The 10464-nt window shown below is 44.0% G+C and carries 11 protein-coding genes; 10 read left to right on the forward strand and 1 reads right to left on the reverse strand.

Annotated features, from left to right (window positions below; all coding sequences use genetic code 11):
* Positions 1 to 76 precede the first annotated feature (76 nt).
* The 9 genes from era (at position 77) to VM640_RS13945 (ending at position 8725) form a co-directional block, all read left to right on the forward strand.
* Positions 77 to 988 (forward strand): GTPase Era, encoded by a 912-nt coding sequence (gene era, locus VM640_RS13905; protein ID WP_325393232.1) that lies wholly within the window; start codon positions 77 to 79, stop codon positions 986 to 988.
* 32 nt (positions 989 to 1020) lie between these two features.
* Entirely contained in the window at positions 1021 to 1668 is a 648-nt protein-coding gene (gene deoC, locus VM640_RS13910) for a deoxyribose-phosphate aldolase (protein ID WP_325393234.1), read from the forward strand.
* A gap of 44 nt (positions 1669 to 1712) precedes the next feature.
* Entirely contained in the window at positions 1713 to 2531 is an 819-nt protein-coding gene (gene recO, locus VM640_RS13915; protein ID WP_325393236.1) for a DNA repair protein RecO, read from the forward strand.
* Positions 2494 to 2976, forward strand: coding sequence for a DUF4342 domain-containing protein (locus tag VM640_RS13920; RefSeq protein ID WP_325393238.1), 483 nt, complete (start codon positions 2494 to 2496; stop codon positions 2974 to 2976). Before recO ends, VM640_RS13920 begins: the two co-directional genes overlap by 38 nt.
* 826 nt (positions 2977 to 3802) lie before the next feature.
* The gene (glyQ, locus tag VM640_RS13925; RefSeq protein ID WP_325393240.1) at positions 3803 to 4693 is read left to right on the forward strand and encodes a glycine--tRNA ligase subunit alpha; all 891 of its coding nucleotides are present in this window, start codon (positions 3803 to 3805) and stop codon (positions 4691 to 4693) included.
* 1 nt (position 4694) lies between these two features.
* On the forward strand, positions 4695 to 6767 hold the full coding sequence (gene glyS / locus VM640_RS13930; protein WP_325393242.1) for a glycine--tRNA ligase subunit beta: 2073 nt from the start codon (positions 4695 to 4697) through the stop codon (positions 6765 to 6767).
* Positions 6768 to 7280: 513 nt separating this feature from the next.
* The gene (locus tag VM640_RS13935) at positions 7281 to 7883 is read left to right on the forward strand and encodes a hypothetical protein (RefSeq protein WP_325393349.1); all 603 of its coding nucleotides are present in this window, start codon (positions 7281 to 7283) and stop codon (positions 7881 to 7883) included.
* 156 nt (positions 7884 to 8039) lie between these two features.
* Entirely contained in the window at positions 8040 to 8354 is a 315-nt protein-coding gene (locus VM640_RS13940) for a hypothetical protein (RefSeq protein WP_325393244.1), read from the forward strand.
* 41 nt (positions 8355 to 8395) lie between these two features.
* Positions 8396 to 8725: a hypothetical protein gene (locus VM640_RS13945; RefSeq protein ID WP_325393246.1), complete on the forward strand. Its 330-nt coding sequence runs from the start codon at positions 8396 to 8398 to the stop codon at positions 8723 to 8725.
* Positions 8726 to 8803: 78 nt separating this feature from the next.
* Here the strand turns inward: VM640_RS13945 and VM640_RS13950 are convergent, their stop codons facing one another.
* Complete coding sequence (locus tag VM640_RS13950; protein WP_325393248.1) at positions 8804 to 9559, reverse strand: epoxyqueuosine reductase; 756 nt, start codon at positions 9557 to 9559, stop codon at positions 8804 to 8806.
* Positions 9560 to 9807: 248 nt separating this feature from the next.
* On the opposite strand from VM640_RS13950, the gene ccpN reads away from it, so the two are divergent.
* Positions 9808 to 10449, forward strand: coding sequence for a transcriptional regulator CcpN (gene ccpN, locus VM640_RS13955; protein WP_325393351.1), 642 nt, complete (start codon positions 9808 to 9810; stop codon positions 10447 to 10449).
* The last annotated feature ends 15 nt before the right edge of the window (positions 10450 to 10464 follow it).

The raw sequence follows: 10464 nt of genomic DNA on the forward strand, positions 1-10464 counted from the left end.
AACTTAAAGTTAAAATAAAAAGCATAAGCTCAAATAAAAATCTAAACCTAATATTGAATTAAGGAAGTGTAATAATTTGAAATTAACGAATCAATCCTCCGGATTTCGTTCCGGATTTGTCTCAGTTATAGGACGTCCTAATGCAGGAAAATCAACACTCCTGAATCAGCTTTTAGGGCAGAAAATTCTTATTATGTCTGATAAACCCCAAACGACTCGTAATAAAATTCAATGTATCCTTACGGAAGAGCGGGGACAGGTCATTTTTTTGGATACTCCGGGCATACATAAACCCAAACATAAACTCGGGGAATTCATGTTGGATGCCGCTGTCGGTTCCATCCGTGGAGTAGACTTGGTATTATATATGGTCGATGGTTCAGCTGAATTTGGGGGTGGGGAACAATACATTATTAACGCCCTGAAACAGGTTAAAACACCCTGTATTCTCGTTTTGAATAAGATCGATCTTCTGAACAAGGAACAAATTCTCAAGCTGATCCAAGACTATTCTCAACTCGCTGACTTTTTAGCCATCGTTCCGCTTTCAGCTAAGACTGGGGAGAACAAAGAGGAATTACTGAAAGTCATCTTCAATCAATTATCTGAAGGGCCAATGTACTATCCTGAGGATGAAGTAACGGATCAACCAGAGCGTTTCATTATGGCAGAACTGGTGCGGGAAAAAGTCCTTCAGCTCACCCGGGATGAAGTTCCGCATTCCATTGCGGTCATCGTTGAATCGGTTGAAGAAAAAACGACTCTCGTAAAAGTTCGGGCTTCAATTATTGTAGAACGGGATTCGCAAAAAGGAATTATCATCGGTCAGGGTGGGAAACTCTTAAAAGAGATCGGTACTCTTGCACGGCTGGATATTGAAACCTTGCTTGGAAGTAAAGTTTTTCTCGAGCTTTTTGTGAAAGTGAAAAAGGACTGGCGGAACCAGGCTTTGAATTTACGGGAATTTGGTTATTCGAATCGGAAGTAAGGAATTATCTTGAAGAAAGAAGGGGTTGTCCAATGAATCTAGCAGGAATGATTGACCATACGTTATTAAAGCCTGACGTGACCGAGAAGGATATTGTCAAGCTCTGCCATGAAGCGAAGCAATACCAATTTGCAACGGTTTGTGTCAACGGATCCTATGCCCGCACGGCGTCGAAACTTCTCCATGGTACAGGCGTCGGGGTAGCAGTTGTGGTCGGGTTTCCTTTGGGTGCAACCTTAACGGAGATTAAAGTAGCCGAAGTTTTTGCTGCGAAAGCCCATGGGGCTCGCGAAATTGATATGGTTATGAATATCGGCTGGGCTAAGTCTGGAGATTGGGAAACCGTTGAAAAAGATATTGTCCGTGTAGTCGAAGCGGCGCACTGTTGCGGGGTAGCAGTCAAGGTGATTATCGAGACTTGCCTTCTCTCGGAAGAAGAAAAGCGTCAAGCTGCAGAAATCGTTAAGCGTTCAGGCGCAGAATTTATTAAGACTTCTACTGGATTTGCAGGTGGCGGGGCGACTGTAGAGGATGTCCGAAATCTGAAGGCTTGGGTCGGCGACGAAGTCAAAGTTAAAGCCTCCGGAGGAATTCGGACTCGCGAATTTGCCTTGCAACTTATCGAGGCTGGAGCGGAACGTATTGGAGCAAGCGCTGGGATACAGCTCATTACGGAATGAAGTATACTTAGTCAGCGACTGACTAACAATAATGGGGTGTAATCGTGAGTGTTTACCAAGCCGATGCGTTGGTGATCCGAAGTCGGGAATATGGCGAATCAGACCGATTGCTGACGCTTTTTTCGCGAGAACAGGGTAAACTTCACGCTGTGGCTAAGGGAGTTAGAAAGCCTAAAAGCCGACAAAGGGCTGGAGCACAACTCTTTACTTATGCAGATTTCCTGTTATATCGAGGGAGAACGCTGGACACGGTCAATCAAGCCAGCCCCAAAGAAAGTTTCCCCTTTTTGTGGGGCGATATGGAGAAGTGCTTGGCCGCTTCGGCTATTGTGGAGCTTCTCGATATTGGCACGATTCAGGGTCAACCTTATCCAGAATTATTTACTTTAACTTTATCGAGCCTTTTTCTTTTGGAGTATCTTGACCCCGCGCTTCTGCAAAGCGCTTATACTTTACGTTTGCTAACTTATTTAGGATATCGCCCGAAGTTGTCCGAATGCTCGGTATGCGGGCAATCCATCCGTGGAACACGAGTCTACTTTGGCCTTGAAGAGGGTGGAGTCGTATGTGGTCAATGTTTAGGGGATAACGCAAGATTAGGTCGTTGGCTCCAAGCGGGAAGTATAGCTTTTATGAGACAGCTTTTAACGGTTGATTTAACAAAATTAGATCGTCTACGGTGGAATGAAGGAATGAAAAAAGAGATATTAATATGCCTTCAATTCCTGAGTGAACAGACCTTTAATCGACGACTCAAGTCTTGGAGTATGGGGAGCCGCTTGGCAAACGTGGGACAAAACCAGAGCGGGAAGGACGGTCAGGTTAATGAGCGAAGTACTGTGGACAGAACTCGAGAAAGTTGATGTGTTGCGGGAGCGCATGGGGATAAGCTATGAACAAGCACGTTTAGCCTTGGAAGCGACTCAGGGAGATCTCGTTAGGGCCTTAGCTAAACTTGAAGAAGAACAAAGCAGGGACGACGGGTTGGGCGGCCGACTAATGGATGGCCTCAAGGAACAGATAAAACGGATGAACAAAACGCAGCTTCATCTTAAGCATGAGGATAAAACAGTCCTTAGCATGTCAGCGCCTTTAGGAGTCGCCTTGGCGTACACGATTTGGAAGCGACCTACCTTAAGAATACTCGGACTTCTCGGGGCAGCAACGGCCGCGGTCAAACACTATGGGCTCGAAGTGGATAGTTTAGAAGAACAAGAAGAATATGATGAGTATCCTTATGATACTAAGACTGTAATCGTTCCCGATGAGGAATCCGGGAAAAATAGGGAAGCTGGAATTAGTGAGTAATTCAGAACATCCATGAATCGCAAGATAAGTTAAGATATTTGACAGAAGAAAATTACCGGAATATAATAAATTAAAATTGACTTTTTAGTGTAAGGATGAGTCAAAGATTCGACGATCCCTTTAGAGAGCCTAGTGTCGGTGAAAGCTAGGTGGGTTGAAGCGAATTGGGGCAACTCGGAGCACTTTTAACGAAGAGGATCCTCACGTTTGAGGATCAAACAGGGTGGAACCGCGGGAAAAACTCTCGTCCCTGTAGCATTATGCTACGGGGGTGAGAGTTTTTTTATACTAACAGAAAGTATAAGTTTTGGGCAGATAGCATAAGTGCAACTAAGGCTTCCGCCTACGCTAGAGGCTTGGCGCAAGCCAAGTTTTCTTTATTGTTTGCGACTACTCTAAAAAAGCCTTTGGTCTGTTCAGGTCAAATAGGTTGTTACTGGGGTTCTTGCAAGCAGAGTTACGTTACAGACGCTCAGACGTACGCTCGCAGACCAAGCTAAGGGCATAACTGCTGGATGCAAGATGCGGGATAGCCTCCCAATTCGCCGTCCTTGGCTCACGGTCGGCGAGTCACATCACGTGACTCGTCCCGCTAAAGTAGGTGCAGTTCTGCCTAAGCTTGGTTACTGCTCGACGTAGAGTCCTCGCTTACTGTAATCGTAACTCGCTTCGAAGACCACGAGATTAAAGACCCGAGAAGCTACATGACCCAAAATTTCTCATCCTCTGATGGTACTACGTACCCGCATGGAAGTTTACTCTGAAAAATCTATGGAAACGAGGACCCTGTCCCCTCGTTTCATAAAAAATTAATGGGAGGTAAGTTATGAAGTTTCAGGATATGATCTTAACCCTGAATAAGTTTTGGGGTGAACAAGGCTGTATTTTAGCCCAGCCTTATGATATGGAAAAAGGAGCGGGAACCTTTAACCCGAACACTTTTTTAAGAGCACTTGGCCCGGAGCCTTGGAAGGTCGCCTATGTCGAGCCTTCACGGCGCCCGACTGATGGTCGCTATGGCGAGAATCCAAACCGCTTACAGCATTATTTTCAGTATCAAGTTATTTTGAAGCCCTCCCCAGACAACGTTCAGGAGCTCTATCTCGAAAGTCTGGAACGCTTAGGAATTGATGCGAAGGAGCATGATATTCGTTTCGTCGAGGATAACTGGGAATCGCCGACGCTTGGTGCTTGGGGACTGGGTTGGGAAGTCTGGCTGGATGGAATGGAAGTTTCCCAGTTCACCTATTTCCAGCAATGCGGTGGAATTGACTGCAAACCCGTTTCGGCTGAAATTACGTATGGCTTAGAAAGACTCGCCACGTATATTCAGAATAAAGAAAGTGTCTTTGATATCGAGTATGTTGGAGATGTGACCTACGGAGATATTTATTTACAAAATGAAATCGACTATTCGCATTATAATTTTGAAGTTGCGGATGTTGAAGCACTCCAAACCTGGTTCGATATGTATGAAAAAGAGTCGATCCGAGTCGTGGAAAAAGGCCTAGTTTTACCTGCGTATGACTATGTTCTCAAATGTTCTCACGCGTTTAACCTCTTGGAAGCCCGGGGCGCAATCAGTGTCACGGAGCGCACAACCTATATTGCCCGGGTCCGCAACGTGGCGAAGCTTTGTGCTCAAGCCTTCGTAGAGCAACGGGAAAAGCTAGGCTTCCCGCTTCTCAAAGATCAGTCGGGCAAGGAGGGTAAGTAAGATGGCTAAAGATTTTTTATTGGAGATTGGAACAGAAGAACTTCCTGCTAAATTTGCTCCCAGCGTGTTACAACAACTTGAAGAAAAGGCTCGCGAACAACTCCAAGATTTGCGCTTAGATTTCACAGAGTTGAAAGTTTACACGACACCTCGACGGATGGCGGTTCTCATAAAAGATTTAGCGGAAAAACAAACGGATTTAGCTGCTGAGGTTAAAGGCCCTGCTGTCAAAGCCGCTTATGATGCAGAAAGAAACCCTACCAAAGCGGCTCAAGGGTTCGCTCGAGGACAGGGTGTGGAGCCGAAGGATCTCTTTGAACAAGAGTTAAACGGCATTCCTTATGTTTATGCCCGCAAATTCGAAGCAGGAAAGCCTGCCGCGGAACTCCTTGCTCAGTTTTGTTTAGATCTGATTACCGGGTTGCATTTCCCCAAACCGATGCGTTGGGCTGATCTTGACTTTCGGTTTGCCCGTCCGATTCGCTGGATCGTTGCTCTTTTTGGCATTGAAGTGATTCCCTTTGAATTTGTCGGTTTGACGTCGGGTCGAGTGACTCGAGGACACCGGACACTGGGTCATGACGTAGAGCTTAAGAATCCCACACACTATGTGGAGGATTTGCGTAAAGTCTATGTTATGGTCAATCCCGAGGAACGGAAAAAGGTCATTGGGGAACAGATTCAGAAATTAGCGCAACAAGTGGGTGGGTCGGTCGATGAGGATGCGGAGCTGCTTGAAGAAGTGATGCATATCGTGGAGTACCCAACCGCACTGATGGGTGAGGTCGCGAATAAATATATGCACCTGCCGGAAGCTGTGATTACAACCCCAATGAAGGATCACCAACGTTATTTTCCCGTTCATGGCAAAAATGGCAAACTGTTGCCCTATTTTATCACGGTTCGTAACGGCGGTACCCATGCTTTAGATAAAGTGAAAGCCGGAAACGAAAAAGTCTTGAAGGCACGTTTAGAAGATGCAGCCTTCTATTATCGCGAAGACCAGAAGCAACTCCTAGCTGATTTGGTCGGTAAACTCGAAAAGATTGTTTACCACGATAAACTCGGAACGGTTCGTCAGCGTGTCGAGCGGGTACGCGAACTTGCACGAGCGATCTCCGAACAACTTGGTCTTGGCGAAGAGAAAAAATCGTTTATTGATCGGACAGCACTGCTTGCGAAAGCTGACCTCGTGACGCTGATGGTCTACGATTTTCCTGAGCTCCAGGGAATCATGGGTGCGGAATATGCAGCCTTGAGTGGAGAGCCCCAAGAGGTTGCGACCGGAATCTTAGAGCATTATCAACCGCGATTTGCGGGAGATGCGTTACCCCAATCTCTAACTGGCCAAGTTGTCAGCATCGCCGATAAGCTCGATGCGATTGTCGGATCGTTCGGGATTGGACTCCAACCCACCGGCTCCCAAGATCCGTATGCTTTGCGTCGTCAGGCCCAAGGGGTTGTGGGGATTCTCATTGCAGCGGGATGGGATATTTCTTTGGAGAAGCTTTTTGCTGCATCTTATGAAAGCTTTAAACGACAAGGCGTCAAACTTCAACCCTTAGCTGAAAGCTTACCAGCGCTTCATGATTTTTTCCTGCAACGTCTGCGCTATGTCCTCCAAGAGCAGGGTCTCCGCTATGACACGATTGATGCCGTACTGGCTAACGACGGCGACAACATAACACATTTAGCTAAAAAGGCTTCAGTACTCACTGAAAAACGGGAAACTCCGGAATTCACTCCGTATTCGCAAGCCTTTATTCGCTGTTTGAACTTGAGCAAAAAGGCCGAAACTCAGGCTTTGAACACGAAAGATTTGGTTGACCCAGCTGAAATCGCACTCTCTGAAGCAATTTCCCTGCGTCAGGAGCGTTTTGATAATCTAGTGACGATGGGCGAATACGCTCAAGCTTATCATGTCGCATCGGAACTCGTTCCGTTCATTGAGGCTCTTTTCCAAGCAGTCATGATTATGGTTGAGGATGAAAAACTCAAACAAGCTCGTCTGGCTCTCTTAAGCGAGTGTGTGGAAATGCTCGGGTGCTTAGGAGATTTGAGCGTGTTGGCGTAAAACAATTTGGACAATATGCCAAATTGAATAAGTCAATGACAGAAAACGGTGGACAGATTCGTGAGAATTTGTCCACCGTTTTCTGTTATATTTATAATTGAGTGAGGTGTGTTATGTCTATTGCTTGCATTAATACTTATTGTTAGGTAGTCAAACAATTTTCAGTCTATTTGAAGGATTCCATATGGTAAACAAAGAAATTACCAATAACAGGTTAATTCACGTGCTTCATATTATGTGTTGCATAGGTTTTGTGGTTACTTCTGTCACCGTCTATGGATGTCTCAAAAAAAGCGCAATTCCGGTCTGCTTCCCAGCTAGCCACATTCACCACTGGAAGATTGAACCTTAGCACTTGCCGCCCCTCGCCTCCGTACCGTGGTTGATTGGGACGGAACTTCGTTGACAATAGTCGGTGACGAGTTATTGCTGGTGGTGACTCAGCGAATTCCCAGTCGTCTCGCAAACTTGATGTAAGGCCATTATGTTAAAAGGAAGAGGGTCATTAATTTGATGAGAATGCCGTTTCGTCCACCTACTGATTACTACTGTGAAGAGTTGGCTTCGATAGATGAGCAGATTTGTGGATTGCTGGCAAAGCGTAAAGAGCTTTCAAATAACAATCCGGGATTTCCACATCTTGATCGGATTTCAGCGTGGAGCCAGCAGTATGGACTCAATGAAGATATGATTCTAAGGCTCTTTGGATATATGTACAGTGAACATCAGTTTGTGCCACTAGTAGAACCCGCTGGATTTTTAAAGTTCGTACCTATTTTAAAATCCGCTAAAATTGATGGCGTATTCTATGCTGTTACTCACATGAAACAATACAGTAATGCCAGTGTGGTGTTCGTTGAAACCGAAGTCAACACTGAAGAACCGTACCTCAGACTGGGACATGCTAGCTTTGAATTGTTTATCTCTTCAAAATATCAGTGCCGACTTGACAGTGGATGCGGACAAAAAAAGGGAATGCAGCATTCCTTTGTCGTGATACCGCCGTTGCCGGACGAGGTGGATGGACTTGAGTTCCGTTTGACCGTAAAACCACATCGGGAAGTACCTGAGATACATGAGGTATTTTTAACGGAAACAACTGTTACAATCAAGTAAGGATGGAGTCAAGTGGGAGTATATGTGCCTCTATAAAGTCTATATTGTTAGATGAGAATAACCGCGTCTGGAATTCAGGACGTGTACGCTGTGACACATTCGTAGGATATTGTACACTAACATTTATCATATCTTATTAAGATGGAGGTGTTAATTTTGGACAAAGTTAAAAAGAAAATAGGGTTAGGTTCAATTTCTTTACTATTATGTGTTATGGGAATATTATTTTCCTTTTCCTTTGGAGATAAAGGGTGCTATGGAGATGCTATATTAAAATCTATAGGAATAAAATCATGGTCAAATGGTAGTAGCGGAATACATTACACAATATTCTATTCTTCTATATTTTTTATACCATCATTTATTGTGGGTTATAAGTTTAAAAATAATTTAGGGGCTACGTTAGGTAAAATAATATCTTTAATCATACTCATATTTATTATAATTGGAATTCCAGCATTGATTGCGTAATATCCTTATATTGTGAGGGTGTTTAAAGGAGGATAGAGAGAATGATTTTTCTTTATGTAATTCTACTCTTTATTATCATTTATTTAGCAGTTAGGTTAGCGATAAACCCATTAATACCTAAAACAACGGAATTAGAAATTGATGAAAATGATGTTAGTTTGGTTAAGTTGCGAGATATTGAAGTTTTAACTAATACGGAGCTTGAAGAGGTAATTGAACTATTCCATAGTAAAAGTGTTAAAAATGAAGATAGACGGCAATATGAGAACTACTCAAAAGTTCTTAACGAATTACGAGAGAGTGGATTTTTCACACTTGAGGAGTATGCCAAGAGGATGGAGAAACTGAATAACTATTTTAATAAGCGTTAAATTCTCCAAAGCCATGATGCGCATTCTTCCTATATTATGCAGTAAGGTCTCGCAGTGGTTCATGGTCATTGTTAAAGCTTAACCATCATTTTTTAAAGCGCAAGGCCCAATGGCACATTTGCCACAAACATCACATAATCCTAAGTCGGGAAATTCTTGATTCACTTTTAAAAGCTGTTCATAACATTTTTGCTTATTTAAGCCTTCTTGAGTTAACGATCCTGTTGGACAGTTGTTGATACAAAATTGACATTTTCCCTCTCTTTTGTAGCTACAGTACTCCACGGCGGGTCGAGGAGAGGGAGGAACTTCAGCTGAAATAATGAGACTACCAAAGCGACCAGCACAACCTGACGGGGTGATTAACATCTGGTTCAGGCCAAAGGTACCTAGGCCAGCAACATAGGCCACACTTTTATGGGACCAAACCGCCGTTAAATCTTGCTCGTTAAAATTATGAGTGGCCTTTTGTGTAACGGCCGATATTCCAGAGGACGCGAGTTCTCTTTTTAATTCTTGACTGATTGTTTCGATGAGCGCATTGGTATCAATATAGGCGGCAGACCATTCCAGGGGGATATTCGGGCTCTTGCGATGAGCTTTGACGATGTCCTCCGCAAAAGGGAGAAAGAAGGCCACAACGGTCTTAGCAGTAGGCAGTAAATCAGTCGGCAGTAAATGATGGGGTCCAATAATTTCTTTCATTTGAGTAAATAAAGGGTCATGGGCAGAGGCGAACCCGATGAGTGGTCTCCTATAACAAGTGACTGTCTGCGCGTTGTTAATCTGCTCGTTAATAATTTCTATGATTTGATTCGCTATATTTAACAACATGTTTACCCCCTACTCTTAACTTCAATGCTACTGCCTATTTTAGCATGTTCGCTGGAACAGATGACTAAAGAGCGAAAGGAAAAAGCCAGGACCATGTATAAAATTATTTTTATACTGAACAATATATTGCAGGAAAAAATGAAATTGTGTGGAATAATTATCTATTAGGTCTAAATTAGTATGTCACATTTAAGCTAAGTTAAGCATATATCTCTGTCATGGGGCAATTTTGGATTGGGGTGAACGGGTTGGAATTGTCGGAACGTCAATCGCGTATCGTGGAAATTGTGAAAAATACAAGTCCGATTACAGGTGAACAAATTGCAGCTAAGCTGGACTTAACGCGAGCCACCCTGCGTCCAGATCTAACGATACTGACGATGGCCGGTGTTCTGGAGGCTCGTCCCAGAGTCGGGTATTTTTACCGAGATAAGCATGAGCCATCCCCATTATTAGTATATTTGCGTCAGTTGCGAGTAGGGGACTTCAAGTCTGTACCGGCGGCGATTCGCCCTGATATCAGTAATTATGATGCTATTGTCACGATGTTTACCCAAAATGTCGGCAGTCTTATTGTTGTTTCCGAGGATCGTGAACTGCTCGGAATGATTTCACGGAAAGATCTACTGAAAGCAGCTTTAGGAAAAACAGATCTTCAGCAGGTTCCGGTAGGCGTCATTATGACTCGGATGCCCAATATTATTATGACAACGCCTGATGAACTGGTGCTCGACGCCGCGCGAAAGTTAATGCAACACCAAATTGATACGTTACCCGTCGTCGAAGGGTTTATCAATGAGCATGGGGATGAACGTTATGAAGTGGTTGGACGTTTCACAAAAACGAACGTGACCAAGATCTTAGTTCAAATTGGAACGCTAGGTCAATAGTGTGGAGGTGCTCGA

The sequence above is a fragment of the Desulfitobacterium sp. genome (assembly GCF_035539115.1).
Lineage (GTDB): Bacteria > Bacillota > Desulfitobacteriia > Desulfitobacteriales > Desulfitobacteriaceae > Desulfitobacterium_A.